This is a genomic window from Nocardia amamiensis (assembly GCF_015477605.1).
GTDB lineage: Bacteria > Actinomycetota > Actinomycetes > Mycobacteriales > Mycobacteriaceae > Nocardia > Nocardia amamiensis_A.
In genome coordinates, this window is the sequence record NZ_JADLQX010000018.1 from 146,762 (window position 1) to 172,462 (window position 25,701).

Annotated in this window: 22 protein-coding genes and 2 pseudogenes; 10 read left to right on the forward strand and 14 right to left on the reverse strand. The window is 66.5% G+C overall.

All coding sequences use genetic code 11. The features are described 5' to 3' along the window. Nucleotides 1–79: 79 nt before the first annotated feature. The 5 genes and pseudogenes from IU459_RS23645 to IU459_RS39395 form a co-directional block, all read right to left on the reverse strand. Nucleotides 80–226, reverse strand: a pseudogene (locus IU459_RS23645) (YbhB/YbcL family Raf kinase inhibitor-like protein); the annotation flags it as partial. 45 nt (nucleotides 227–271) lie between these two features. Beyond that, nucleotides 272–1,732 carry a helix-turn-helix domain-containing protein gene (locus tag IU459_RS23650; protein ID WP_195131756.1) on the reverse strand — a complete coding sequence of 487 codons (1,461 nt, stop codon included), beginning with the start codon at nucleotides 1,730–1,732 and terminating at the stop codon, nucleotides 272–274. A gap of 619 nt (nucleotides 1,733–2,351) precedes the next feature. Continuing rightward, nucleotides 2,352–2,885 (reverse strand): YbhB/YbcL family Raf kinase inhibitor-like protein, encoded by a 534-nt coding sequence (locus tag IU459_RS23655; RefSeq protein ID WP_195131757.1) that lies wholly within the window; start codon nucleotides 2,883–2,885, stop codon nucleotides 2,352–2,354. Nucleotides 2,886–2,905: 20 nt separating this feature from the next. Further along, entirely contained in the window at nucleotides 2,906–4,267 is a 1,362-nt protein-coding gene (locus IU459_RS23660) for a M20/M25/M40 family metallo-hydrolase (protein ID WP_195131758.1), read from the reverse strand. 120 nt (nucleotides 4,268–4,387) lie between these two features. Then, complete coding sequence (locus tag IU459_RS39395; protein ID WP_324199001.1) at nucleotides 4,388–4,855, reverse strand: GtrA family protein; 468 nt, start codon at nucleotides 4,853–4,855, stop codon at nucleotides 4,388–4,390. A gap of 133 nt (nucleotides 4,856–4,988) precedes the next feature. On the opposite strand from IU459_RS39395, the gene IU459_RS23670 reads away from it, so the two are divergent. Further along, nucleotides 4,989–7,490 (forward strand): beta-ketoacyl synthase N-terminal-like domain-containing protein, encoded by a 2,502-nt coding sequence (locus IU459_RS23670; protein WP_195131760.1) that lies wholly within the window; start codon nucleotides 4,989–4,991, stop codon nucleotides 7,488–7,490. A 147-nt stretch (nucleotides 7,491–7,637) separates the two neighbouring features. Continuing rightward, nucleotides 7,638–7,943, forward strand: coding sequence for a GNAT family N-acetyltransferase (locus IU459_RS23675; RefSeq protein ID WP_195131761.1), 306 nt, complete (start codon nucleotides 7,638–7,640; stop codon nucleotides 7,941–7,943). A gap of 59 nt (nucleotides 7,944–8,002) precedes the next feature. On the opposite strand, the pseudogene IU459_RS23680 reads toward IU459_RS23675, so the two are convergent. Continuing rightward, nucleotides 8,003–8,512 (reverse strand): annotated as a pseudogene (locus IU459_RS23680) (IS1380 family transposase); the annotation flags it as partial. A 229-nt stretch (nucleotides 8,513–8,741) separates the two neighbouring features. Here IU459_RS23680 and IU459_RS23685 point away from each other — a divergent pair. Beyond that, nucleotides 8,742–9,473 carry a restriction endonuclease gene (locus tag IU459_RS23685; RefSeq protein WP_195131762.1) on the forward strand — a complete coding sequence of 244 codons (732 nt, stop codon included), beginning with the start codon at nucleotides 8,742–8,744 and terminating at the stop codon, nucleotides 9,471–9,473. A 105-nt stretch (nucleotides 9,474–9,578) separates the two neighbouring features. On the opposite strand, the gene IU459_RS23690 is transcribed toward IU459_RS23685, so the two are convergent. Beyond that, a complete protein-coding gene (locus IU459_RS23690) occupies nucleotides 9,579–11,033 on the reverse strand; it encodes a lipase maturation factor family protein (protein WP_195131763.1) in 1,455 nt (484 codons plus the stop codon). Nucleotides 11,034–11,374: 341 nt separating this feature from the next. Here IU459_RS23690 and IU459_RS23695 point away from each other — a divergent pair, with 341 nt between their 5' ends. Further along, entirely contained in the window at nucleotides 11,375–11,707 is a 333-nt protein-coding gene (locus IU459_RS23695; protein ID WP_195131764.1) for an MmcQ/YjbR family DNA-binding protein, read from the forward strand. A gap of 5 nt (nucleotides 11,708–11,712) precedes the next feature. Here the strand turns inward: IU459_RS23695 and IU459_RS23700 are convergent, their stop codons facing one another. After that, nucleotides 11,713–12,600, reverse strand: coding sequence for an alpha/beta hydrolase (locus tag IU459_RS23700; RefSeq protein WP_195131765.1), 888 nt, complete (start codon nucleotides 12,598–12,600; stop codon nucleotides 11,713–11,715). A 77-nt stretch (nucleotides 12,601–12,677) separates the two neighbouring features. On the opposite strand from IU459_RS23700, the gene IU459_RS23705 reads away from it, so the two are divergent. Further along, on the forward strand, nucleotides 12,678–13,379 hold the full coding sequence (locus tag IU459_RS23705; RefSeq protein WP_195131766.1) for a TetR family transcriptional regulator: 702 nt from the start codon (nucleotides 12,678–12,680) through the stop codon (nucleotides 13,377–13,379). A gap of 86 nt (nucleotides 13,380–13,465) precedes the next feature. On the opposite strand, the gene IU459_RS23710 is transcribed toward IU459_RS23705, so the two are convergent. From IU459_RS23710 to IU459_RS23720, 3 genes are all read right to left on the reverse strand, one after another. Next, nucleotides 13,466–14,671 carry a hypothetical protein gene (locus IU459_RS23710; protein ID WP_195131767.1) on the reverse strand — a complete coding sequence of 402 codons (1,206 nt, stop codon included), beginning with the start codon at nucleotides 14,669–14,671 and terminating at the stop codon, nucleotides 13,466–13,468. Nucleotides 14,672–14,813: 142 nt separating this feature from the next. After that, nucleotides 14,814–15,896 carry an EamA family transporter gene (locus tag IU459_RS23715; RefSeq protein WP_324199002.1) on the reverse strand — a complete coding sequence of 361 codons (1,083 nt, stop codon included), beginning with the start codon at nucleotides 15,894–15,896 and terminating at the stop codon, nucleotides 14,814–14,816. Nucleotides 15,897–16,413: 517 nt separating this feature from the next. Beyond that, a complete protein-coding gene (locus IU459_RS23720) occupies nucleotides 16,414–17,337 on the reverse strand; it encodes an SDR family oxidoreductase (protein ID WP_195131768.1) in 924 nt (307 codons plus the stop codon). 96 nt (nucleotides 17,338–17,433) lie between these two features. On the opposite strand from IU459_RS23720, the gene IU459_RS23725 reads away from it, so the two are divergent. Next, nucleotides 17,434–18,009, forward strand: coding sequence for a TetR family transcriptional regulator (locus tag IU459_RS23725; RefSeq protein ID WP_195131769.1), 576 nt, complete (start codon nucleotides 17,434–17,436; stop codon nucleotides 18,007–18,009). Nucleotides 18,010–18,115: 106 nt separating this feature from the next. Here IU459_RS23725 and IU459_RS23730 read toward each other — a convergent pair whose 3' ends face one another. Next, a complete protein-coding gene (locus IU459_RS23730; protein WP_195131770.1) occupies nucleotides 18,116–19,000 on the reverse strand; it encodes an NAD(P)-dependent oxidoreductase in 885 nt (294 codons plus the stop codon). A gap of 49 nt (nucleotides 19,001–19,049) precedes the next feature. On the opposite strand from IU459_RS23730, the gene IU459_RS23735 reads away from it, so the two are divergent. Both IU459_RS23735 and IU459_RS23740 read left to right on the forward strand, forming a co-directional pair. Then, complete coding sequence (locus IU459_RS23735) at nucleotides 19,050–19,457, forward strand: MerR family transcriptional regulator (RefSeq protein ID WP_195131771.1); 408 nt, start codon at nucleotides 19,050–19,052, stop codon at nucleotides 19,455–19,457. 121 nt (nucleotides 19,458–19,578) lie between these two features. Continuing rightward, nucleotides 19,579–20,235, forward strand: coding sequence for a GNAT family N-acetyltransferase (locus IU459_RS23740; protein ID WP_228838387.1), 657 nt, complete (start codon nucleotides 19,579–19,581; stop codon nucleotides 20,233–20,235). Between the two features lie 49 nt (nucleotides 20,236–20,284). Here IU459_RS23740 and IU459_RS23745 read toward each other — a convergent pair whose 3' ends face one another. After that, nucleotides 20,285–20,647, reverse strand: coding sequence for an ArsR/SmtB family transcription factor (locus IU459_RS23745; RefSeq protein WP_195131773.1), 363 nt, complete (start codon nucleotides 20,645–20,647; stop codon nucleotides 20,285–20,287). 92 nt (nucleotides 20,648–20,739) lie between these two features. Between IU459_RS23745 and IU459_RS23750 the strand changes: the two genes are divergently transcribed. Both IU459_RS23750 and IU459_RS23755 read left to right on the forward strand, forming a co-directional pair. Beyond that, nucleotides 20,740–22,755 (forward strand): heavy metal translocating P-type ATPase, encoded by a 2,016-nt coding sequence (locus IU459_RS23750; RefSeq protein WP_324199003.1) that lies wholly within the window; start codon nucleotides 20,740–20,742, stop codon nucleotides 22,753–22,755. Between the two features lie 216 nt (nucleotides 22,756–22,971). Continuing rightward, nucleotides 22,972–23,805: a hypothetical protein gene (locus IU459_RS23755; protein WP_228838388.1), complete on the forward strand. Its 834-nt coding sequence runs from the start codon at nucleotides 22,972–22,974 to the stop codon at nucleotides 23,803–23,805. Between the two features lie 135 nt (nucleotides 23,806–23,940). Here the strand turns inward: IU459_RS23755 and gndA are convergent, their stop codons facing one another. After that, nucleotides 23,941–25,386: an NADP-dependent phosphogluconate dehydrogenase gene (gndA, locus tag IU459_RS23760; RefSeq protein WP_195131775.1), complete on the reverse strand. Its 1,446-nt coding sequence runs from the start codon at nucleotides 25,384–25,386 to the stop codon at nucleotides 23,941–23,943. Nucleotides 25,387–25,701 lie beyond the last annotated feature (315 nt).

Genomic DNA, 25,701 nt, shown 5'->3' on the forward strand with positions numbered 1-25,701 from the left:
CCCATCGGCAACGCGAGTGTGCCTTCAGAAGCGCTGTGGCCCTGAGCGTTCCGCTCAGGGCCACAGGTCTGCGATGGACCTACTTCTGCTCGTAGGTGCCGATCAGAGTGGCGCGGGCCAGCGTGTGGGAGAACAGGTTGAAGCCGAGGTAGGCGGGGGTGGCGTTTTCGTCGATGCCGAGGCTTTCGACGTCGAGGGCGTGGACGACGGCCATGTTTCGATCAGGCCTCGGCCAGGCAGTCACTTCGATTCTGCCTGGCGAGATCTGCGGCTACCGCGCGGCTGGCACCGTGGTTCGGATGTACTCGCGAAGTCCTGCGACGTCGGGCAGATCGACGTGTTGATCGCAGGCGCCTCTCAGTTGACTGAACGCGTGGTTTACCCGGTCGGAGTGCACGTCCCCCAGGGACTCGAGGGCCAGTTGGCCGAGGACTACGGCGTGGTGAGGATCGTCGCGGACCATGACCAGGGTGGCCAAGTTGGCACTGGCGAGGGCTTTGCCCCGGGAGAAGCCGGTAGGGAATTCCGCCATCGCGGAGTTGAGCCGGGCGTAGGCGTCGTTGAAGTTGCCACCACCGTGCACTGAGAGATACAGCAGCGCGCGGCCGGAATCGCGGCGCAGGTGGGCGCGGTCGTAGTAGGCGATCCAGTCCGGCGTCCGGTCGTCTTCGGCAGCGAAAGAGTCTTCGGCGCGTAGCACTGCGTCGATGCATTCGCGGCTGCGAGACACGCCGACGGCACCCAGCGCGCGGGCGTGACGAGTATGGATCACCGCACTCAGTCTCGGCGGCAGAAGGTCGCTGCGCACCAATGCCATCTCGGCATAGGTCAGTGCGTCATCGGCCCGGTTCTGATGGACGGCGAGATTAGCCAAGCCGGTCAGTGCCTTGGCGCGCATCGCCATGTCTTCGGCGTCGATTGCGCACTCGACCGCGAATTGGAACGCCTCCTTGGCCTCCGTGTGCATTCCGGCATCGAAGCAAACACCGCCAGTGGTGTCGGCGAGCTCGGCGAGTGCAGACAAGTAATCGCGGCGCACGGTATCGCTGGCGAAAGTTCCGGACGCCAATGCAGCGGCCATCCCGAGCTGCGCCACGGCGCCAGGCGCGGAGAGTTCCCCACCGTACTCGTGGTCTTGTCGAGCCAGGGTGCGTGCCCTCTTGCGGACACGCACGACATCGGCGGATCCGACATGTGCGTCGGTCGCTGCCTGCACTGCGCTGCGGACTGGCCCGGCCATAGCGATGCCTGCGATGGATCCGGTCATCAGGCGAAGGAAGTTCTTGCGTTCCACGGCGTCATCTCCTCCACGGGAAGAGAGGGTCCTGCACCGCGACGATACTCGCAGAGGATCGTCGGCAGGGTTGTGGTTCAGCGTATCGGCTTCCGGCGACTCGCCGAAAGAGACTGACATTCTTCCGTCTGAGCGTGGAGCTGAGTGAAATCCCGCCAATTGCTGCTCGTTCGAGTGCTGGAGAGTCGTCTCTGTGTGCTCCCGGGTGTACGCCAGCGCTGCTCGGAACCTGTCCCGCTGGTCGTTGTCGAGTTCATCGAGCACGTCGTAGAGCAGTCGCCGACTGGCGGCCCGCACGGTTGTCGTACGGCCGGTCTCCCATGAGACGACGCTCCGTCGAGTCACCCCCAGCTTGCGAGCGAACTCGATCCGACTGAGCCGCAGAGCCTGCCGCAATGCGCAAATCTCTTGACCCGTCCATCCGATTTCGAAATCCATGATCCCCACTCCCCTGCACGTGGTCGACAGGAGCGGAAACTACCGCTTTGGGCGCAATTTCGGTGCTATTTCGCACCACCCGGCTGCCTGCACCCTGTAATCGGCCTCGCCGCCGGGTTGATGCCGTGCCTCTCATCGGCAACCCCGGCGGCGGGTGCCCCTAACAGGCAGCGAACACGACAGGGGTGACGGGTGGGATTTAACTGGTGGCGGGAAGCCGAGCCGGACGAAACATCGCCGCAGGCGATCATCGACCGCGTACAAGCCGAGTGGCGAGCCGAACGCCGACGTGAGCGTATCCGGGCAGGGCAGACCGAGCCCACAGACACAGAGCTGTGGCCGGCTGGGTGGCCGCACGAAGCGCCCGATCATCCGCTCAGCGTGTCGGAAGCACACTGGAATATGCAGCGGCACAGAGGATGCCGCGTCGATCAATGCCCACGGAAGGCAGCAGCCTGGCGAAGGCTGATCGACGCCGGGCGCGTCGTACCGGACACCTCGCGGGAAATAAGGTGACGCTGATGAATGTGGTGTCTCCGTGGATATAGCCGAGGGGGCTCGGAGAAAGCGCTGTGGCCCTGAGCGTTCCGCTCAGGGCCACAGGGTCTGCGATGGGAACCTACTTCTGCTCGTAGGTGCCGATGAGGGTGGCGCGGGCCAGGGTGTGGGAGAACAGGTTGAAGCCGAGGTAGGCGGGGGTGGCGTTTTCGTCGATGCCGAGGCTTTCGACGTCGACGGCGTGGACGACGATGAAGTAGCGGTGCGGGCCGTGGCCGGGCGGGGGTGCCGAGCCGACGAAGCCGTGGAAGCCGCCGTCGTTGCGGAGGGTGATCGCGCCGGTGGGAAGGGCTCCGCCTTCCTCGCCGCTGCCCGCGCCGCTGGGCAGGGAGGTGACGGTGGCGGGGATGTCGGCGACGGCCCAGTGCCAGAAGCCGGAGGCGGTGGGTGCGTCGGGGTCGTACACCGTGACGGCGAAGCTCTTGGTTTCCGCCGGGAAGCCCGACCAGGACAGCTGCGGGGAGATGTCCTTGCCTCCCGCGCCGAAGACGCCGCTGACCTGGTCGTTGTTCAGCGGCTGGCCGTCGGTGACGTCGGTGGAGGTGAGGGTGAACGACGGCACCTGGGGCAGTGCGTCGTAGGGGTTGTAGGTCATGGAACCTCTTTCCGGATCGGTCAGCTGTGTAGGAGGAAGTGTTCCAGCACGCGGGTGCCGAATTCGAGGGCCTGCACCGGCACCCGCTCGTCGACGCCGTGGAACAGGGCGGAGAAGTCCAGTTCCGGCGGCAGCTGCAGCGGTGCGAAACCGAAGCAGCGAATTCCCAAGCGGGCGAACGCTTTCGCGTCCGTGCCGCCGGAGAGCATGTAGGGCACCGTGCGGCCGCGCGGATCGTGGGCGAGCACGGCGTTGTTCATCGCGTCGACCAGGTCGCCGTCGAAGGTCGTCTCGTAGGAGTCGAGTTTGGTGATCCACTCGCGTTCGATGTCGGGGCCGATCAGCTCGTCCACCTCGCGTTCGAACGCGGCCTGCCGCCCGGGTACCACGCGGCAGTCCACCACCGCTTCGGCGGTTTGCGGGATCACGTTGGCTTTGTACCCGGCCTGCAACATGGTCGGATTCGCGGTGTCGCGCAGCGTAGCGCCGATGATGCGGGAGATGGTGCCGAGCTTGGCCAGCTGGCCTTCGATATCGGGGCTCGACGGGTCGAATTGAAGGCCGGTCTCTTCGGCGACGGCGGCCAGGAACGCGGCTACCGATTCCGAAACCACCAGGGGGAAGGTGTGTTTGCCCAGTCGAGCCACCGCGTCGGCGAGGATGGTCACCGCGTTGTCCTCGTGCAGGAACGAGCCGTGGCCCGCGCGGGCCTTGGCGCGCAACCGCATCCAACCCAGACCCTTCTCGGCGGTCTCCACCAGATACAGCCTGCGTTCGGTGCCGTCGGGACGCGGGACGGTCAGCGAGAACCCGCCGACCTCCCCCACCGCCTCGGTGACGCCGTCGAACAGGTCGGGCCGGTTGTCCACCAGCCACTGCGAGCCCCACTTGCCGCCGTTCTCCTCGTCGGCGAGGAACGCGAAGACCAGATCACGCGGCGGCACCGTGCCCTCGAGTTTGAACTGGCGGGCCACCGCCAGCGTCATGCCGACCATGTCCTTCATGTCGATCGCGCCGCGACCCCACACGTAGCCGTCGCGGACCGCGCCGGAGAACGGGTGCACGCTCCAGTCGGCGGCCTGGGCGGGCACCACGTCGAGGTGTCCGTGGATCATGAGCGCGCCACGGCTGCGATCCGCGCCTTCCAGCCGCGCGAAGACATTGCCGCGTCCCGGGGCGCCGGACTCGACATATTCGGTGACATACCCCGCCTGGTGCAGCTGGTCGGCCACCCACTGCGCGCATTCGCGCTCCCCCTTGGTGGTGGCCAGGTCGCCGGTGTTGGAGGTGTCGAAGCGGATCAGCGTGCTGACCAGCTCCACCACTTCCGACACCGCGCGGGTGGTTCGGTTCGAATCGATTCCTTCGCCAGTTGCGGACACGCTCCCTTTCCTACCACCCGGACGGCGGGGTGATCGCGCGGCCGGGTGGTCGCGTCGGGTCGTCGAGTCCGCATGGTGCGTGATCGGGCCCGACAGGGTTGCGATCAGGGTGATCGCAACTCAGGCGCTGCCGCGATCCACTTCCTCGGGGAATACCACCCGCACGAACGCCCAGAAGCGGAACACCATGCCCAACGCGGTGCCGATCAGCTGCGCGGCGACGAAATCGGCCAGGTTCTGGGTGAACCGGGAGACTTCGGGCACCTCCAGGTGCAACACATACCGCGAGACCCACAGCGGCGCGGTGTTGATCGCGACCGCCAGAAAGCTGACCAGGTAGAACAGCGCGGCCTCGTGATGCCCGCGCCGTCCGCCGCGCGCGTCGAAGGACCACTGCTTGTTCAGCACATACGACAGCGTGATCGCCGCGAGCACCGCGAGGATCTTGGCCGTGACCGGATGCGACTCCAGCACAGTGCTCTTCAAAGTAAGGAAAACGGCGGTGTCCAGCGTGAACGCGGCGACGCCGACGGAAGCGAATCGGATCAGTTCTCGACGCCGTGCCTCGCCCCCCAGCGCGGACGTCACCCGAGTGAAAACGGGGCGTTCGGAAAATAGCACAGGTAAAGTTTCCGGCACATGTCCCGACCCCACAACAAGATCGGCGGATTCACCGCACCCATATTTCTGGGAGGTGGATCGCGGCAGGTGAGAAGGCAGCGTGAAGAAGTCCAAGCGGCGCACCCGTCACCAGCAGGAACAGCGCGACACGCCGGTGCGGGCGGCGGAGCCCATCGCCGTGGTCGGCATGAGCTGCCGCTTCGCCGGGGGCGCGGATTCGCCGGAAGCCTTGTGGCGCTTGCTGATCGAGGAGACCGACGCGGTCGCCGACGCGCCGCCGCCGGGCCGGTGGCCGGGTGACTACCGCGATCCCGATCGGTCCGCCGCGGGCAAGACGGTCTCGGTCGCCGGGGGCTATCTGCCGGATGTCGCCGGGTTCGACGCCGAATTCTTCGGGATCACCCCGCGCGAGGCGGCGGATATGGATCCGCAGCAGCGCTTGGCGCTGGAATTGGCCTGGGAGGCGTTCGAGGACGCGGGTATCCGGCCCGATCGGGTTCCGGAGACCGGCGTGTATTTCGCGAACAAGTTCAACGATTATCGCGCTGTCAAACTCGCTCGCGGCGCCACCGCCATCACACCGTTCTCCAGTACCGGCGACGTCGAGGGTGTCATCGCCAACCGGGTCTCGTACTTCCTGGGTCTCGACGGTCCGAGCATGACCGTGAACGCTTCTTGCGCGGGATCGCTGGTCGCGGTGCATCTGGCTTGCCAGGCGCTGCGGGCGGGTGAGAGCGCGCTGGCGGTCGCCGGTGGTGTGCAGCTGAACCTGATTCCCGAGACCGCTGTCGGGCTCTCGGCGCTGGGCGTGCTGTCTCCGCGGGGCCGGTCGCGCACCTTCGACGCCTCCGCCGACGGCTACGTGCGCGGCGAGGGCGGCGCGGTGGTCGTGCTCAAACCGCTGACCCATGCGCTGCGCGACGGTGACCGCGTCTACTGCACCCTGCTGGGCAGCGCCACCAACAACAACGGCAACCATCGCTCCATGCCCGCAAGCAGCGCCGAGGGACAGCGGCAACTCCTGCGGCGGGCGTGCGCGCGGGCTGGTGTCGACCCGATCACGATCGACTACGTAGAGGCGCACGGCACGGGCACCGCGGTCGGTGATCGCGCGGAACTGTCCGCGCTGGCGGAGGTCTATGGCACCGGCCGCGCGCCGGACGCTCCGTTGACGATCGGCTCGATCAAAACCAATATCGGGCACACCGAGGCCGCCGCGGGGATGGCGGGGCTGGTGAAGGTGGCACTCGCCCTGTCGCATCGCCGCATTCCGCGCAGTCTTCATTTCGACCGTGCGCCAGGGGATTTCGATTTGGCGGCTGCTGGGCTGCGGGTCGCTGATACGGCATTGCCGTGGCCGCCGCATGACGGCCCGGCACGCGCCGCGGTGAGCGCGTTCGGTTTCGGCGGCTCCAACGCCCACGTGATCGTCGAGGCGGCGCCGCACGCCGCGCCGGTGATCGCGTCGCAGGTCCAGGAACGGCTGGTGGTGCTGTCCGCGTGCACCGAGGCCGCGTTGCGGACGCACGCCCGCCGTCTGCGCGACCATCTCGTGAGCGAACCCGGCATCCTGCTCGGCGACCTCGCGCATACGCTCGCCACGCGAACTCCGCTCCGTCACCGGCTGTCGGTGGTCGCCGAGGATGTGGGTCGAGTTGTCGAGTTCCTCGACAGCTACCTCGACCGGGCCGACGATGCGGACGACAGGGAAAACGAGGTGCTGAGCCGAGTGCTGTCCGCGGCTCTGCGTCCCGGCACCGTGGACCGGCGTGAGCTGCTGGCGGCGGCGGGCATACTGTTCCGGCGTGGCGTCGAGCCCGACTGGGCGGCGGTCAACCCGCCGGGCACTCCGATCTCGTTGCCCACCTACCCATTTCAGCGGCAACGGCATTGGGTGACGGCGGAAGCCCGCGCTGCAGAGCCTGGTGTTGCTCGGTCCGAGTCGTCGGCGACCTCTTCGCCGCCGGCTGAACCCACCGCCTCCACCGGTCGATCGACACCACGGCGTGCGACCGATCACGGGGACCCCGACAACGAGTCGTCGGCGGACTACTCCGTCCTGGTCGAACCCCATGGTCCGAGCTCGAGGCGCGCTTCGATCGAGCAGCGCACCGAGTCCGGCACCGCGCCGAACGAGTCGTCGTCGAGCGCTGCCGGTGCGGTCGAAGCCGCATTCCCCGCCGCTGATTCGGCATTACGCGAGCGGCCTTCCGAGCCCGGTGAGCCGGCGGATACCGTCCAGCCCGACACAGCGACACTTACCGTCGTGGTCACCACGGAGCTGGCCGAGGTCGTCGGCATCGCGGCTGATCGCGTCGACGTGCGCCGGAACTTCGATCAGCTCGGCATCGGCTCGGTGCATGCCGTGGAGCTCAGCGCTCGCCTGAGCGCCCGGCTCGGTATCGACGTCCCGGCCGCCATAATCTGGGGGTGCCCCACCGTCGAGCTGCTGGCCGCCGAACTGGGCGCCCGCCTGGCCCCTGTACGCCTTGCGGAATCCTCCGGGCCCGCATCGCCGGTGGCGGTTCTCGAGCCGACTCTGAGCGAGGAAGCACTCTCCACCGCCGAACTGCTGGCACTGAGCCGAGAACTTTTGGGCTGATGAGGGATTCGCACACCGGCCCGAGAGGCCCGGACGATCGGGCAGCGGGTGCTCGGCCAGAATGGCTTTCATGAGCCGACTGCCCACGCTGTCCGCCCCGGAAATCACCTCTGATCGTCTCTTGCTCCGCAAGGCATCGGAACACTCATGCTCAACCGCCGGTCCGCCGATCGACCTGGGCACCTCACCGAGGACGGCGAAGAACTAGAACTGACCTACCTGCTGCGGCGCGATGCGTGGGGTGCGGGGCTGGCATTCGAAGCCGCGACAGCCGCGCTGCGGGCCGCCGCTGCCGAACTCCCCGACCAGCCGGTGCTGGTCGTCACTCAGACGGCCAACCATCGTTCACTGAAACTCGCCACCCGCCTTGGTTTCCAGCCCGTCAGCACCTTCGAAGCGTTCGACGCTCAGCAGACCCTCGCCACTGCCCGCCTCCATGCATTCAAAGCCTGACGCCATTTCCGCGGTACAACGGCCCCGCAGCCGCCCCGAGCGGATGCGGGTGCGGTCAATTTGCCCGCGATCTTGGTGTGACCATATGAGGCGCCCTGCTTGGCATACCCATAGACCGGACGCAGTAGCGAGTCGATATCGACGAACACCCGCTCCTCCGAGCCGGGTAGCAGATCCACCCGCTCACACAACCGGGCCAGATGCTCCCGCAGCACCGTCTCGAGCTGGCGGGCGTGGCCGAAGGTGAACTCCCGCAACAGGGTTCCGATAGTCGACGGCGCGTACACCCGATCGAACACCGTCTTCATCCCACCGCTACGCAGCACGTCAACGTCATCGATGCTGTCCGCGCCAGCCGCCATCCCCGCTATCAATGTGGCCAACTTCGGCGCCGGATTCGCCGACCCGGACTTGATCCGCGGCGCGGCAATCGACACCTTCTCCCTCAGTGCCTCGATCAGCCCGGTCTGCTCGGCCAGCCGCATCACCGGCACCAGCCCGGCCAGCGACACGAGATTGTCATCGTCGAACACCGCCGACTCCACGGCGAACCTATGCGAAACTTGCACCCGAAGTGCCCTTCTGAACTGGACCGATCATTGCCTAGACAACAGTGATCATCCCAGCTCGAAGGGCACTTCCTCATTCACGGCACACCGATGGACGCACGCCCGTCCCGTCGGTGGATCGAGGCTAAGCCAGTGCTTCGATGTTGTCGGTCGGGGCTGCGATGATCTAGTCCAATAGATCCGATGTACAGCCAAAGCCGATGGCTGGCCAACCTCCGAATGGAATGTGATGGCGCGTATCACCAAAATCGAGCCCGGAGTTGGGGCATCTCCGCTGCCGCACACCGTCCGAGACGACGATGTCTGCACGTACCGCGTGATCGAGTCCGCGGATGGCACGCCTTTGCTCCATCTGGAGGTAAGTTCCGCTGACGGGAAGTCCAGCTTCTCGATGCAGTTCGACCAAGAGTCGGCTGGACGGCTGTTCGAGATCTTCAGCGATGCTGAGGTGCTCAGCCGACTGACGCTGGACTGGCAACGCATCGACGCCGACGGGTTCGAGCGGCTGATCGCCCGGCTCCTCGATCTGTCCGGAGCATACACGAAGATCAACCGGCCGATGAACGTCAATGCGCCCGACTGTGGACGGGATATCGAAGCATTCTTGCAGGTCACCGACGGTCTAGGTGCGGAAACGCTGGAACGCCTGATCGTCCAAGCTAAGCACTGGCCTGGCACAGGGATCAATGCCTCCGAGATAGCCGACTTGGTTCATGCCAAGATGCCTCAGTGGGAGGGCGAACCAGTGCGGCGCTTGACCATAGCTACGTCAGGATCATTCACGCGCGATGCTGTTCACTGGGCAGAGACACACAACCGCGCCGCCCATCGCCCGACGATCACACTCTGGTCGTCCAGCGAGCTCGAACGGATGTTGAGGCGATGGCCAACGTTGGCCGCCGAATTTGGCCTGATCACGTCGAGTTCCAGCGGGTCACCCTTTACACCGTCTTGGTCTTAGATCCCGGCCAGGAGCCCCACCCGGTCTCCTTCTGCGTGGGGCTTCGCTGCATCGAGGGATTTGCGCCCCTCATCCCGTAGGAATCCTGGGGACGGCGCGCCATAGTCATTCTCGGCCGAGGTGCCGGCGATGGTCGTCGGTGAGCGCCAGCGGCGGGACGTATCGACTCACCAGCGTGCGATGCCACCAAGCTCGGGTGTGAACCAGCTCCCGGGGAGTGGTGAAGCGGTACTCGTACAGTTGCGCACGTACATAGCGTGGCGGGGACTCGGGGAAGGGGTTGCGCCGCAATAGGCGCAGGGTCGCCCGATCGTTTTCCAGCAGTCGCACCAGGAACGGGCCGAGCCAGTCCCGCGCATAATGCGGTGAGAAGGCGGCGAACCACATGAGCCAGTCCAGGCGCAGGTGGTATGGGGCCCATTGCCGCGGCAGGCGGCGCAGGTTGCCGGGTTTGCCTTTGAATTCGTATTCCTTCCACTGTGACTGTTCGGTGGGCGTCGGGTCGTCGGTTCCTTCGATCACCACCTCGAACCGGATCCGGCCGACAGTGCCGAAGGCGCCGTAGGTGTTGACCAGGTGATAGGGATTGAACGACCGATTCATCAGCTGGTTGCTGGAGATCATGTTGCGTACCGGCCAGTAGCTCAGGAACACCACCAGCACCGTGAACGCGATGACCAGGCCCGCGAACCACGGCGGTGGTCCCGGCAGCGCGGGCGGACTGGGCACCGGAAGCACCGCTGCCGCTGCGGGCTGACTGATCGCGCTGCCGGCGAGGACGATCGTCGCCCAATTCAGCCACGCGAAGTTTCCGGACAGCACCAGCCACAGCTGGGTGACCAGGATGATGGCCGCGGCGATGCTCGCGACCGGCTGTGGAGCGAACAAGCCGAACGGCACGACGAGTTGCGCGAAATGGTTGGCCGCGACCTCCACCCGATGCAACGGCTTGGGCAGGTGATGGAAGAACCAGCTCAGCGGCCCGGGCATCGGCTGCGTCTCATGGTGGTAGTACAGGCAGGTGAGATCACGCCAGCACGCGTCTCCGCGCATCTTGATCAGTCCCGCGCCGAACTCGACACGGAACAGCAGCCAGCGTGCCGCCCACAACACCAGCACCGGCGGCGCGGTGCGGTCGTTCCCTAGGAAAATCGCCAGGAAGCCGACCTCAAGCAGCAGGGACTCCCAGCCGAACGAATACCACGCCTGCCCCACGTTGACGATCGACAGGTAGGCGACCCACAGCGTCAGCCACAGCAGCATCGCGGCCCACAACGGCACCACGTCGGCCAAGCCTGCGACCATCGCCGCGGACAGCGCCGCACCGATCCAGCAGACCAGGGCGAAGAACCGGTCGGAATAGTGGACATGGAAGATGCTCGGCGCCGCACGGACCGACCGCCGCGCCAGCAATCGTGGCACCGGCAGCATCCCGTGTTCGCCGATCAATGCCCGGAACTGCCTGGCGGCCGCGATGAAGGCGATCAGATAGATCGCCGCGGCACCGCGCGTCAGTATCTGCCTGCCCAACCAGTATTCGGGTGCCGTGAACCATTCCATGCCCGCAACTCCTCGGACCGCGGACGTTCCCAACCCACCTTCCGCCTACCTTAACCCGACAGCGCGCAAACCCGGGGAAGGATGCCGGAAGGTCCCTACATGGGATAAAGACTGTGCTTGCGAGGGTGGAATTCGGCGGCCGCCTCCTTGTCCGGAAGCAGCTGGAGCGCATGCCGGGTTTCGAGACAGTTGCGTGCGGGTTCGGACACGGCGTCGATGTAGCCGCGTTCGGCGGCGACCCATGGGTGGCGACGGTCGCGTTTTACCGGCCGATCATGAATTCTCGGACGGCCGCTCGCTCACATTCGGGAGTGTCGGCGATGCCTGGAAGGATTCAGCGTATGAGTGCCACTGGGGACGACGCCCGCGCCTTTGCCCTGTCACTGCCGGAAACATCCGAGCAGTTCACTTGGGGGATGCCGACTTTCCGCGTGGCGGGCAAGTTGTTCCTCACGCTGCCGGAGGCCGAGACGTCGATGGCGGTCCGCTGCCCCATCGCCGACCGCGACGAACTCGTCGTCGCCGAACCGGGCAAGTTCTGGATCGCCACGCACGAAGCCAACAACGCCTGGGTCCGCGTGCGTCTGGCCGCGCTGGACGACGGCGACGAACTGGAGGCCATCGTTCTCGACTCGTGGCGGCAGGCCGCACCCCGGCATTTACTCGATGACTGATTCCATCACACCGTCGCGGATGTCCGGCGGTAGAAATCGATCTGGTCGGCGACCACACGTTCCCGGAACCGGAGGTCGGTGTAGAAGGTGAAGTGGGTGCCGGGATAGACGCGCAGTTCCCCTCGTGGCGCGCGGTCGGCCAGCGCACGGCTGGTCTCCAGCGGCGTCTCCCGGTCCTCGGCGGCGGCGCAGACCAGCAAGGGGCAGGCCAGCCGTGCCGCCGCCTCGGCAGGCCGGTAGCGCATCATCTTCAGTAGCCCTCTGGGCGCGACGATGTTGCGCCACAACGTCTTCTGTCCTCCGGTCAGAGTCTGGATATGCTGGTCGGCCTCGGGCGTCGCGGTCACGGCGAGTTCTCCCGGCTGTCCCACCATGGGGATGTAGTACGGCCGTAGACCGAGTTTGCCCCGTAGCGCGTCCCAGGCGATCGCGCCCAGCAGCCGCAGCGTGTCACCGGTCGACCGTCCCTCGACCTTCTTCGGAAATCCGTTGAACGGAATCTGCGCCACCACGGCTGCGATCCGGGTATCGCTTGCGGCCACGGTGATTGCGTGCGCGCCGCCCAGCGAGTTGCCCCACAGCAGCACCCTGCTGGGGTCGATCCGCTCATGCTCTCGGGCGAAGGCCACGGCGGCGCGGACATCGATGAGCTGGCCGTCGATGTCGGGAAGCTGGCGTGGCTCGCCGGCGCTCTCACCGAACCCTCGATAGTCGAATACCAGCGCCGCGAAGCCCGCGGCGGCGAAGCGCTCGGCATAATCGAAGAGCCGGTCCATCGTCCCGCTGAAGCCGTGACAGAGCACCACGCACGGCACCGGTCCAGAATCAGCGGGCAGGTAGAGGTAGCCGGCGCACCGGACGCCGGCAGCGGTGAACGACACCTTAGTTCGCATACAGATCATCCCCACGGCAATAGACTGACTGACGGTAAGTACTCTAGCGAAAGAACTGACCGTAGGTAAGTGAGTTCATGACATCCGAGCGGATCTTGGAGGCGGCGCGCGTCCTGTTCGCCGCCCGCGGCTATCGCGCCACGTCCATGCAGGCCGTCGCCGACGAAGTGGGCATCACCAAGGCCGCCCTCTACTACCACTTCGACTCCAAAGAAGAGATACTCCACCAGCTCACGCTGCCGCTGCTGGACGAACTGGAGGCGGCGCTCGCCCAGGCCGAGTCCCGCGGCAGCGCCGAGGAGGTGCGGTGGGGTGCGATCGAGGGTTATGTCGACGTACACCTGCGCCACCGGCACACGCTCACCATGCTGGTCAAAGACATGACGCTGCTGGTGCAGGCGCCGGTCGCGGACCGCTTCCGCACCGCGATCGCCTTGGCCAACGAACTGGTGGCCGGGCCGGGGGCCGGGTTAGAGCGGCGGGTGCGAGCCTGCCAGGTGGTCGCCGGGCTGGGTGATCCGGTGGTGCTGTTCCGCGACGAACCGGTCGAACGGCTGCGACGCCTGATCCTGGACGGCGCCAGGGCGTTGCTGGGCGAATCGGCCGAACCTCCGGCGCGCGGGCGCGCCCGAGGACGGAACGGCGGACGACGCGCCATACTCACCGAAGATCAGGTCGCACAAGCACGTTCCCTGTACTCCGAAGGCCGCAGCGCCGAGGAGGTGGCCGCTCGCTTCGGGGTCTCCAGAGCGACTATGTATCGCCATCTCAAAATCTAATGATAATGAGATTTGATTTTGAGACGGCGCGGACCGCACGCCGTGCACCGCGCCACGTGAGCCGATCGCACCGAATCCGGTCGACGTCAGCGTGCGCGGCGGCGGCGCGGGCGGGGAGCGAGCTTCAGGCCGAACAGCAGATCGGTATTGCGAACCGGGGTGGGTTGTTCGGACATGCGGAGCAGCCCGGCATGTCGAATCCAGCTGTGGTGCCAGTGGTACAGGTCCGGGAGGGTCACCTCGCATGCCGCGGCGATTCTGCGCAGACGGAAGCCCGCTCCACCGACAGCGCCGGCGAACAGCTTGCTGGTGGGTGTGTCGTGCGCTTCCCGATGGACGCGCGCGTCGTAGAGCAGCGGGCGCGCCAACGGCGGAATCACCCACACGTACAGGTCGGGCGCGTGTGCGTAGCCGATCGGACCGTTGAAGATCAGCGCGTCCGCGGTGAGGGCGACGCAAGGAATCGCGTTGAGTTCCATTGCGGTAGCACCGGTGAACAATGCGGTCGCGAGCGCGGCGGCGTCGACGAGATTGTCGGTCTTGGCCCGGATACGGGTGATGATCTCGTGATCGACGGGGATCGTGGTCAGTCCCGGCCCGACCGCGTACGCGAGATCCGGTGGCAGATCCAGGCGCAGACCGTGCAGCAGGAACGCGGCTTGGGCGCCGCGCAGACGAGTGATGGTGTGTCCGCGGCTGGGACTGTCGGCGACCAGACCGCCGAGGAACCGATACAGGCTCAGGATGTCGTTCCACTCGTCGACCAAGCCGCCGCCGGAACCCTGCTGGAGGCGGTCGGACACAGACAGGCGCGGTTGCAGGACCGTCAGCATGTGCGCGGCGAGACCGACGCCGAGCGGGTCGACCCAACTGCGCTCGTGCTGATCGAGGTCGTGCTGACACGGCTGCCCGCTGCGCTCGGCCAGCCACCGGCAGGTCGCTCGGATTCCTTGGGTATAAACGGCGTCGACGCGCGCGAACTCGTCGGGCGGAAGGCTCCGGTAGGTGTCCGCTCGAAACGTGGTGACGTCTCCATCGGAGATCTGCGGCAACAGATCGTCTCCGGCCGCCTCGGGGAAGGTGACCATGCGTGATTGCCGTGCTCGGAGCTGTCGATAGCCGACCTGGCGGGTAGGGCCATCGGGGACCTGTCGATATCCCAGCCGCCGGGTCGGCCCATCGGGCATTCGTCGATATCCGAGCTGCCGGGTAGGGCCATCGGGTATGGCGCCCCGCTTGGCCAATTCTTCCAGCTCGGATGGACGTAGCGTGGGCACGCTCGCGTCGACCACAGCTACAACCTCCTGGGTGCATGGACCCGTGCCGGCACAGCGGGTTCGACGTCAGTTGCAGAGCATTCGATCACGTACCCAGCAGTAAGTGCGAAAAGTTCACCGAGATTTGATGTTGCCTATCTCACTGGTCGTCGAAGTTTCAACGGAGCCCGCGTGCGGCTGGCGCACTCGACGAAATCGCCGCGCTGCTGGCAGCGGCAGCAAATTCCGATTGTGTAGCAGCGACTTTCACGGAATCTCGGTCCCCGACACCGAGAAGTGGCCGAGCCGAGCGCTTGTTCACCCCCCTGGAACGCCAAGGTCGCGGCTGCTGTTCCGGAGCCGTGCGAGACTGCGGATCGGCAGGACCGCGTGCCGCCCCGGCGCAGGCCACCATCACCATGCCGATCCCCAACCACTGGACTATCTGCAACTGCTCGCCGAGCAGCAGCAGTCCGACCCCTGCGGCCACGGCAGGTTCCAGGCTCATCATGACGCTGAACACCGCCGGCGTGATCCGGCGCAGAGCCTCCAACTCGATCGCGTGCGGCACGAGTGAGGACAGCACGGCCAGCGTCGCCGCCCCGGCCAGGAACACCGGATTCAGCAGTATCGCAGCATCATTCGCGAGCACTGGGGGCAACGCGAGCAGCCCGCCGAATCCCATGGCCAAGGCCAATCCGTCGTGGCCGGCGGTGTGCTTGCCGACCACGGCGCTGCACGCGATGTATGCGCCCCATCCCGCACCGGCGGCCACCGCGAACAGCACGCCGGTCCACGACAGCGGTCCTTCGCTGTCGACCAGCAGCAGCACTCCCGCGCCCGCGAGCGCCACCCACACTGCGTCGCGCCAGCGCCGCGAGCCGATCAGCGCGATGGTGAGTGGGCCGACGAAGTCGATGGTCACCGCCATACCCAGTGGAATGCGGTCCAGCGCCGCGTAGAAGCACAGGTTCATGCCCGCGATTGCCACGCCGAGCCCGGCGATCGGGAGCAGCGCTGTGCGCTCGACCCGCAGCGCGGGCCGCCACAACAGCATGGCGAACGCACCGCCCAGCACGATGCGGGCACACGCGACAGTGGTGGGCGAGGCGATCGAGAACAGGTGTTTGGCGACGACCGCGCCGAGCTGGATGCTCAGCATCGCGACGACCACGAGTAGGAAGGTGGGCACGCCGCCGCGTTGCGCGGCGAAGCGCGGCGCGATGCGTGCGGGGGTGTCCTGGACAGGACTGACGACCACGTGTTGCTCCGTTTCGGGGACGCGCTTGCGCCCGGGTGCGCAAGCGGGTGTATTTGTGCGCGAGCAGCATTCGGACAACTCGCGCCTCGCCGATCCGCATGGATCGGCGAGGCGCGCGAATCGCTCCGTGTAGCAGTGATTTCCGACGGCGTCTCAGCTCGCCGCGCAGGAGCACATGCCCGACCCGCGACTGTGCTGGGTCGTAGCGAGGCATCGGCTCCTGATTCGCGGTATTGACGAGCGGGCGTGCGAGTGGACCCGATTCAGGCCGGCCCACTCCAGGGTGGACGGTCTCGGGGCGTTGTGCGCTGCGCGCGACCGTGTTTCACAGCCGAAGACGGTAGGTTTGCTAAGCAACGATTTGTCGGCCGATTGGTTGCCAGAACTCGGTGGGAATGTTGCGAGATGTATCTGGCGGTGTGCCGTTCGGCACATGAAACGGATGTGATCGATAAGTGCTTCAGCCGCATAGCGATCGAGGGCTCTGCCCCACGACGCTCGACGCGGCGGTGGTGCACTACGGCTGCTGGAAGTAGTGACCTTTGTCGAGGTCGTCGATGAGGCCGGGCTGGGTCGGCTGCCATCCCAGCCGCTGCCGGGTCAGCGTGCTCGAGGTGGGACGGTCCAGCGCGTAGAAACCAGCCAGCCAGCCGAAGTGTGTGCCCGCATCCTGAGGTGCGACCGACGCGACCGGTACACCGAGGTTCCGGCCGATCGCCGCCGCGATGTCGCGAGTCGCGACACCCTCGTCGGCCACGGCGTGCAGGATCGCCTTCGCCGGGGCGTGCTCCAGTGCCAATCGCGCCAGCCGCGCTGCGTCGAGGCGGTGCACTGCGGGCCACCGATTGGATCCATCGCCGATGTAGCCGGCCACACCCTTCTCGCGTGCGATTGCCACCAGCGTCGCCACGAACCCGTTGTCGCCTTCGCCGTGCACCGTCGGGGCGAACCTCAGCACGGTGGAGCGGATGCCACGGTCGGCGAGCGAGATCGCGAACTCCGCGGTGGCGAGCCTGAGCAAGGGGCCCTGGCGTGTCGTTCCCGGCTCCGAGGCGAATCCGTCCTCCTCGGTCAATACGGGTCCGGCCGCAGGGCCGCCGACGCCGGACGCGATGACCAGCGGCCGATCGGAACCATCGAGCCCCGCGGCGATCGTCTCGACCGCGCGGAGGTCCGCTTCGGTCGCGGCCTGGTAGTTACCGGAAAACGCCAGGTCGTGTTTGAAAGCCAGGTGGATCACGCCGTCCGAATCGGCCGCAGCGTCGCGCAGCACATCGAGGTCATCGAGGGAGCCGCGCCGGACCTGCGCTCCGGCCGCGGTGAGCGCAACGGCCGAAGCATCCGAGCGTGCCAGCCCGGCGACCTGGTGACCTGCGGCGATGAGCTCGGGAACGACAGCGGAGCCGATCCAGCCAGATGCTCCGGTGACAAAAACGCGCATGAGACGTCCTTCGTGAAAGGTACCGACCAACTGATGTCAGTCGCTGACATCAGCCTAGCGGTGAAGTCAGTCACTGTCATGACCTAGGATTCGGTCATGGGTCGATGGGAGCCGAATGCGCGCGGGAGGCTGGAGCTGGCCGCGCTCGAGCTTTACACCCAGCGCGGATTCGAGCAGACCACCGTGGCCGAGATCGCCAAGCGGGCGGGACTCACCGAGCGCACGTTCTTCCGGCACTTCGCCGACAAGCGCGAGGTGTTGTTCCCCGGCGGAACGGCGTTGCAGGATGTGCTGGTCGACGCCGTCGCCCGAGCACCCGATGCGGCCGCGCCGATCGAGGCGACCGCGGCCGCCGTGGAAGCCGCCGGCGCGGTGCTGGAGGAACGGCGGGACTTCTCCCGGCAACGGCAGGCCGTCATCGACGCGAATACCGAACTGCGGGAACGGGAGCTGATCAAGCTTGCCTCGTTGGCGGCGGCGGTGGCGGGCGCGCTGCGCGAACGCGGCGTCGCCGAGCCCGCGGCGCACCTGGCCGCGGAGACCGGGATCGCCGTGCTCCGGGTTGCGTTCCGGCGCTGGCACGACGAAGCGAACACGAAAGAACTGCCGCGCCTGGTGCGGGAGTCGTTCGCCGAGTTGACGACCGTGATAAACGGCGGCGCAGACCTATAGTGCGGTCGGTAGCCTGAGGTGCGGGCTACCGACCGCCAAACCGGCTGTGTCATTGCCTGACATCAGCAAGTAGCAAGTCCAGGTGGACCCCGATGTCGGGGTCGCGTCAGTCGTTGCCCGGTTTGCCGAACTCCTCGATCAGCACGGGATACTGCTCCCCACCGTGTCCGGCGGCGATCGAGCGGTCGGCCATCGCCTTGATCAACTTCGGCAGTTCGGCGTTGACACCCACCGCCTCGCTCTCCTCGATCAGGTGTGCCATCGCCCGCGCGTCGGTCTCCAGGGCCGACACCTCGGCCGGAAAAGAGCCGCTGTCGATCTGCTCGGCATACCCAGGCAGCCATTCGGCCACACCGGCAGCGATCTGCCGTGCGAACGGCGCATACGTTGCGGCGTCGACGCCCGCCGTGCGGAGCAGGGCAGTGCCCTGGAGCCAGGCGTTCAGTACGCTCCACATCATCGCCAGGCCGGCCACGTCGTACAGGGACGCCAGCCCATGGTCCGCGCCGAGGTAGGTGACGGTGCCGAGCGTGTCGAGAGCCGACTTGTGTGCCTCGAAGTCCGACGGCGGGCCGCTGTGCAGGATCACCGCCTCGGCGGTCCCGATCGACGGCGGGACGGCCATGATGGCGCCGTCCAGGTAACGGGCGCCGCGCTGCCCGGCCCATTGGGCGGCTTCCCGCGCCTGGGCCGAGTTGCCCGAGGTCAGGTTGATCAACATTGTGCCGTTCAGGTCGATTTCGCTCGTGCCGAGCAAGTCGTGCACGGCCTGGTAGTCGGTCAGGCAAATGATCGTCAGGGAACCCGCGGCGAGAGCGTCGCCAACCGTCGGCGCCAGCCGTGCACCCTCGGCAACCAGTTGGTCGGCTTTGGAGGTCGTGCGGTTCCACACGGTTGTGGGATGCCCAGCTTTCAGGAACGCGCCGGCGAGTGCCTGGCCCATCAGTCCGAGTCCGATGACTGTCACGGGTGTATCGGTTTTGTTGTTCATGGCAGCATCGTCAACGTTGATACCGGTGTGAAGGTCAAGTGAGGATGCGATGCGGATCGGGGAACTGAGTCGCCGGACGGGCGTCAACGCTCATCAGTTGCGCTACTACGAGGCCCAGGGCCTGCTGGAGGCAGACCGGGGCGGGAACGGTTACCGCGAGTTCGACGAGACCGCCGTGCTCCGGGTGAAACAGATCCGGCACCTGCTCGGTGCCGGTTTGTCCTCCGAGGACATCGCCTATCTGCTGCCCTGCGCGGTCGGAGAGGCCCCAGAGCTGTTCGGCTGTCCCGAGTTGCTGGCCGCGATGCGGTCACGGCTGCAGCGGCTGAACGACCAGATGGACAGCCTCGCTCGATCCCGCGACGCTCTTGCCGACTACATTGACGCAGCCGAGCGCACGAGCAGCGACAACTACCCACCCTTTGACGGTGTCGGCCTGGAGCCTGTCCCCGCCTGAGCAGCGGGATGCCCGGCTACGGCGGGGGTCTTGTTCTTGGTCGTGACCGGTTTGCCAGGCGGGTCCGCCGCGGGCGAAAACCCGTGGCCCCGAATGCCGCCCGGCGGCCATGATGGCGGGCATGAGCCTGGTGAAGTACTGGCCCTTGGCCGGATTGCGGGTGCGGACACCGCGTCTGGAACTGCGTCTGCCCAGTTTGGCGGACCTGGGCGCGCTTGCTGGGCTGGCCGCGGAGGGAGTGCATGATCCGGCGGTTCAGCCGTTCACTGCGGAGTGGACCGATGCGGAACCAGACGAACGTGCGCAGCGCGTGCTGCGGTGGCACTGGCGATGCTGGGCCGACTGGCAAGTCGATGCGTGGGCACTCAATCTCGTCGTGCTCCGAGAGGGGAAGTTGGTTGGCACCCAAACGATCAGTGCGAAGGACTTCGCGGTCTGCTGCGAGGTGAACACCGGATCCTGGCTCGGCCGAACCCATCACGGGCAAGGCATCGGAACCGAGATGCGGGCCGCGGTTCTGGAGTTGGCCTTCGCTCATCTCGGGGCCGAGTCGGCGGTATCGGGCGCGTTCGAGGACAACCTTGCCTCGCACGGAGTCTCACGCAAACTCGGATACGAGCCCGACGGGCTCGAGGTGCATGCAGTGCGGGGAAAACCGGCGGTGATACGCCGGTTGCGGCTGACGCGTGAGAGATGGGAAGCGCATCGGAGCATGCCGGTGGAAGTGGCCGGGCTAGCGGAGTGCCTGCCACTGTTCGGAGCCCGTATCGAACCGTGACGGCGACGCGCGAAGCGTCCAGCGGCCTCGCCCCAGACCCTGCGGACGGTCAACCAGCGGTCTCGGGGCGGTCGGGCAGTCCCAGTCGCAGGTGCTCGCTGTGGTAGACCGCCTCGTCCAAAAGTTGGGCGACGTGGTTGTCGTACAGGCTGTAGACGATGCTGCGGCCGGAGCGGGCGCCGGTGACCAGTCCCAGGTGGCGCAGCAGCCGAAGTTGGTGGGAGACGGCGGATTGTTCCATCCCGATCGTCTCGGCCAGGACGCTCACCGATCGCGGGCCTTGGCGCAGTTCGGTGAGGATCATCAACCTACTGGGGGTGGCCAGCGCCTGCAAGGTGGTCGCCACGTGCTGGGCGGACTCGGGATCCAGGCGCGCGACGAGCCGGTCTCTGCCTTCGACGCCGTGTCCCATAGTGGAAAAGCATACTCTAGGAATAGATGAAGACCTGTTCATATCTTCTGATATGGTCGGTCGGTATTTTCTGGCTGTCCTGGAGGTGAATCGTGGCCGCGCCGACGCTCGCGCCGACTCGACCGAACCCGGTATCAGATCTGGTGCCGGTGCGCCGGACCCGGTTGTTCGCGCTGCCTGAGGTTCGATGGGCCGTCCTGGCCGTGGCGTTGTTCCTGGCCGGCCTGGCGGTGCAGCTGACCGATGGGCCGCGATGGATGTGGTGGGCGTTGTATCTGGCCTGCTATGCCGCTGGCGGGTGGGAGCCGGGACTCGCGGGGTTGCGGGCGTTGCGCGAGAAGACGCTCGATGTCGACCTGCTCATGGTCGTCGCGGCGATCGGTGCGGCGGCGATCGGCCAGATCACCGATGGCGCATTGCTGATCGTCATCTTCGCCACCTCCGGCGCCCTGGAAGCACTGGCCACCGCCCGGACCGAGGATTCGGTCCGCGGACTGCTGGATCTCGCGCCGGAGACGGCGAATCGGGTGAGCAGCGACGGTACAGAAGAGACGGTGAACGTCGCCGAGCTGCGAGTGGGCGATGTCGTCGTGGTGCGGCCCGGTGAGCGGATCGCCGCGGACGCGACGTTGATCTCCGGTGGCAGCGAAGTCGATCAGGCCACCATCACCGGCGAGCCGCTGCCGGTGGACAAGACCGTCGGCGACGAGGTGTTCGCCGGGACTCTCAACGGCACCGGCGCCCTGCGGATCCGCGTCGAGCGCCGCGCGGAGGACTCGGTCGTCGCGCGGATCGCGGCGCTGGTCGAGCAGGCCGCGCAGACCAAGGCCCGCACCCAGCTGTTCATCGAGAAGGTCGAACAGCGCTACTCGATCGGCATGGTCGTGGTCACCGTGGCGGTGTTCGCTATTCCATTGCTGTTCGGGGAGGCGATGCGGAGCGCGCTGTTGCGGGCGATGACGTTCATGATCGTCGCCTCCCCCTGCGCGCTCGTACTGGCCACGATGCCGCCGTTGCTGGCGGCAATCGCCAACGCCGGCCGCCACGGTGTGTTGGTCAAATCCGCTGTGGTGATGGAAAAGCTGGGTACCACCGGGCGAATCGCGTTCGACAAGACCGGTACCCTGACCCGCGGCGCGGCCGAACTCATCGAAATCCACTGTCTGGATCCGCGATTCAGTGACGCCGAGGTGCTGCGACTCGCGGCGGCCGCCGAGCAACCCAGCGAGCATCCGTTGGCGACCGCCGTCGTGCGCGCGGCCCAGCACCGTAGTCTCGGCCTGCCGGAGATAACCGACTTCACCGCACACCCCGGTCGCGGCGTGACTGCCCGCGTCGGTGATCGGATCATCAGTGTCCGCTCCCCCGCCGCCGTGGGACCGGAATTCGACAGCAGTCCCGAAACCGCCACGATGCGCTCGACCGTCGACTCATTGCAGACCAGCGGCTACACCGCCGTCGTCGTGACATGCGAGCAACTTCCGATCGGAGTGCTGGCCATCACCGACCAGCTTCGGCCGGAAGCGGCGGCGGCCGTGCGCGCCGCCACCGAACTGACCGGCACCGCGCCGGTCCTGCTGACCGGCGACAACCGAGCCACCGCCGACCGCCTCGCCGCCGAGGTCGGCATCACCGATGTCCGTGCCGAACTACTGCCCGACGACAAGATGACCGCCGTGCGGCAACTACAGGCCGACGGACAAAAGGTGACCGTGATCGGTGACGGAATCAACGACGCGCCCGCCCTCGCCGCCGCCGAGGTGGGCGTTGCGATGGGCGGCGCGGGAGCCGACCTGACTTTGCAGACCGCCGACGCCGTCGTCGTTCGCGACGACCTCACCACGATTCCCACGGTGATCGCGCTGGCACGGCAGGCGCGCCGGATAGTCATGGCCAACTTGGCCATTGCCGCCACCTTCATCGGCGTGCTCGTCGTCTGGGATCTCGCGGGAACCCTGCCCCTGCCGCTGGGCGTGGCAGGACACGAGGGATCCACGGTCATCGTGGGCCTCAACGGGCTACGGCTGCTGCGCCGGGCAGCATGGGAACGCGCTGCCGGAAACCGGCGGCCACGCATCATCCGAGATCAACCGGACGACCGCGGTTGATCTTCCTACCCAACGTCGGTCGAGACGCGGAACACGTAACCTGCTGGCTTGCAATGCCTTTCAGGAATCGAATGCCGAGTTGTCCGCAGTGGATCAGGCCGATGTCGCCGAGGAGATCGACATCGATTCGAGTACTCGGCTACTCGTGCCCTTCCTGCTCGCATGACCCGAGAATCGCTGTGCCCCGGCAAACACAACTCAGGAATAGAGGGTCTGATGCCTACCGTCGGAACGCAGCGCAACTTGTTCACCGATGCATCGGGCAAGATCACCGTATCGGTGTTCTCCCACCGCGGGAGTCCCGCACAGGCCCATTGGATCGACCAGACTGTCCTGGTCGGTGATCCCGACATGATCGCGATCGGAGGCGGCGGGACGGCAGCACGTGTGCCAGCCGGTGCACTGCTGACCGCGTCCTACCCGAACGACGATCTCTCGGGCTGGGTTGTTTCGTCCAAGGACCATCAAGTCTCGAACCCCCACCAGCTGGAAACATATGTCATCGGGATGAAGATCCAAGGCATGACTCGTCAGCAACTGTTGGATGCCGTCCTGGTTCAACCGAGCGACAGCGGCGTCGCCCCGCACCCGGAATCCGAGGCCGGCGTTCCATCCAACGAGTTCTGCCTTGTGGGCGGTGGCTTCCGAGTCGACTGGCATGGTGCGGGCAATCTCGCTACCGCGACCTTCCCGTCGACGGTGACTACCTGGAAATCGAGATCAAAGGACCACAGCATCTCCGACCCGGCCAACCTGCGGTCGTTCGCCATTGGACTCAGGAGGAACCTCCCGGCAGGCCAAGCCATTTCCGCGATCACCCGAGCCGACAGCGGACAAGCGCCCCACCCTCGAGCAGTCGCGTCGGTGGCTCCGGGCTTCGCCTTGACCGGCGGTGGCGGTGAAGTGCATTTCAATGGCCCGGGAAACCTGCTGTGGAACCTTCAGCCATCGACATCGCAAGACCCGAGCTTCACGGCCGCATCCAAAGACCACGTTCACCCGAACCCGAGCACCATCACGGCATTCGCCGTTGGTGTTCGGATTCTGTGAACTCGAATGCTGCTGATACATCGGCGCTACTGCGGCCCAAGGGCATCCCATGCCCTTGGGCGCGCGTTCGCCGCGGTGACACGTACGGTCTGCAAGTGACGGCTACAACCTGCCGTTGCAGGGACACACGGGATTTCAGTCCGCGGGGACTTCGCTGCGGTCGCCGCTCCACAGCGTGTGGAAGTTGCCCTCGGCATCGATGCGCTCGTAGGTGTGCGCGCCGAAGAAGTCGCGCTGGGCCTGAGTGAGCGCGGCCGGGAGACGCTCGGCGCGCAGGGCGTCGTAGTAGGACAGCGACGACGCGAACGCCGGTACCGGGATGCCCAGCAGGGTCGCGGTGGACACGACGCGCCGCCAGCTGTCGATCGCGGTCTCGATCGCCTCGCGGAAGTAGGGCGCGAGGATCAGGCTCGGCAGTTCCGGGTTCTGGTCGTAGGCTTCCTTGATCCGGTTCAGGAACCGGGCCCGGATGATGCAGCCGCCGCGCCAGATCGTGGCGAGGTCGCCGGGCCGCAGGTTCCAGTTGTATTCGACGCTGCCCGCGGCGATCTGGTCGAAGCCCTGGGCGTATGCGACGACCTTCGACGCGTACAGCGCCTGCCGGATGTCCTCGGTGAACTGCTCGACGTCGGTCGGCTTGTCCGCCAGCCGGCCCGAGGCCAGGCCCGTCGCGGCCTTACGCTGCCCGCGCGACCCGGACAGTGCCCGTGCGAAGACCGCTTCGGCGATGCCCGTCACCGGTACCCCGAGATCGAGGGCGGACTTCACCGTCCAGCGGCCGGTGCCCTTCTGCTCGGCGGCGTCGACGATGACATCGACCAGTGGTCGGCCGGTTTTCGCGTCCACCTGGTTGAGAACCTCGGCGGTGATCTCGACGAGGTAGCTTTCCAGGTCTCCGGCGTTCCACTGGGTGAACACGTCGGCGATCTGCTTGGCGTCGAAGCCGAGCGCGTCACGGAACAGGTGATAGGCCTCGCCGATCAGCTGCATGTCGGCGTACTCGATGCCGTTGTGCACCATCTTGACGAAGTGCCCGGAACCGTCCGGACCGATATGCGTGCAGCACGGCGTGCCGTCGACTTTCGCCGCGATCGATTCCAGCAGCGGACCGAGCGAGTCGTAGGACTCCTTCGGGCCGCCGGGCATGATCGCCGGGCCGTTGAGCGCGCCCTCCTCACCACCGGAGATGCCGGCGCCGACGAAGTTCAATCCGCGCTCCCGCAGCGCGGCTTCGCGCCGGATGGTGTCGGTGTACAGGGCGTTGCCGCCGTCGATGATGATGTCGCCGGGGTCCATCGCGGCGGCGAGTTCCTCGATGACGGCATCCGTGGCAGCGCCCGCCTTCACCATGATCAGGACCCGGCGCGGCTTCTCCAGCGCGGCGACGAACTCCTCGACGGTTTCGGTGCGCACGAAATCACCGTCGTCGCCGTGCGCCTCGAGCAGTGCGTCGGTCTTGGCGATGCTGCGGTTGTGCAGCGCCACCGTATAGCCGTGCTTGGCGAAGTTGCGGGCGATGTTGCTGCCCATGACCGCCAGGCCGGTGACCCCGATCTGTGCACGTGCTGTAGAGGTCGGCATCAATCAGCTCTCTCGTTCGACAGGTGTGGCGGGTCCGCGCGAAGCCGTTCGGCGGATGCCTCGTGGAGTCCCTTCCACGACGCCTCAGACCTTACCTACCGCGCCGGTTCGAACATGTGCCGCATAGCGCGCCGGTCGCCGGTTTCGCGGTCGCAGGCGACAGCGACTCCGTCGGCGGGAATCGTGCCCTAGATGAATGATTCCAAGGGGTGGGTGGCCTGTGTGCGGGCCGCCGACCCTGGGTCAATGGTCGTAGGCGGTCAGTGACCGGTGGACCGGTGCGTCGGTGTTGTCGTTGTGCCAGATCGCGGCGGT